The sequence below is a fragment of the Nonlabens dokdonensis genome (genome assembly GCF_002162835.1).
Lineage (GTDB): Bacteria > Bacteroidota > Bacteroidia > Flavobacteriales > Flavobacteriaceae > Nonlabens > Nonlabens dokdonensis_B.
This window is the reverse complement of the sequence record NZ_MAAX01000162.1, coordinates 2,084-2,921: the sequence shown is the minus strand read 5'-3', so window position 1 is coordinate 2,921 and position 838 is coordinate 2,084. Positions and strand designations below refer to the sequence as shown.

At 37.8% G+C, this 838-nt stretch carries 1 protein-coding gene; it reads left to right on the top strand.

The features are described from left to right. Positions 1-838, top strand: an 838-nt coding sequence (locus A9Q93_RS10590; protein WP_303687371.1) for a DegT/DnrJ/EryC1/StrS aminotransferase family protein, incomplete at both ends; no start/stop codon positions are given.

The following is an 838-nucleotide window of genomic DNA, read 5'->3' as shown; positions in this document are numbered from 1 at the left end:
AATGACGTTTTAGAAAGCGGCGTTTTAATGCGTTATGGATTTGATGGTGCTAGAAACGGACATTGGAAAGCAAAAGAATTAGAACAAGAATTACAAGATAATTTAGGTGTAAAGCATGCACAGCTAACAAGTAGTGGTACCACTGCATTAAATGTAGCCTTGGCGGTATTAGGTGTGGGAGCAGGAGATGAGGTGATTATGCCAACATTTACTTTTGTTGCAAGTTTCGAATCTATTTTAGCAGCCGGTGCAACCCCTATTTTAGTTGAAATTGATGATACTTTAACCTTAGATCCTAAAGCTGTTGAAGCGGCAATAACACCAAACACAAAGGTTGTAATGCCAGTTCATATGTGTGGTTCTATGGCCGATTTAGATGCCTTAAAAGACATCTGTGACAGACATAATTTAATTTTGTTAGAAGATGCATGTCAGGCAATTGGTGCTTCCTATAAAGGAAAAAAACTAGGAACCATTGGAGATGCAGGTTGTTTTTCTTTTGATTATGTAAAAACAATTACCTGTGGAGAAGGTGGAGCAATGGTCACAAATGACCCAAACCTTGCCGTGAATGCAGATCATTATACAGATCATGGACACGACCATGTGGGGAATGATAGAGGTGCAGAATCACACCCTTTTTTAGGATACAATTTTAGAATTTCTGAATTGAATGCAGCTGTTGGGTTGGCACAAGTAAGAAGATTGGATGGATTTGTAGCAACACAACGTAAAAATAAAAAAGTATTAAAAGATGCGTTGAAAACAATTCCAGAAGTGTCTTTTAGAAGAATTCCAGATGAGGCTGGAGATAGTGCAGGTTTCTTGTCATTTTTTA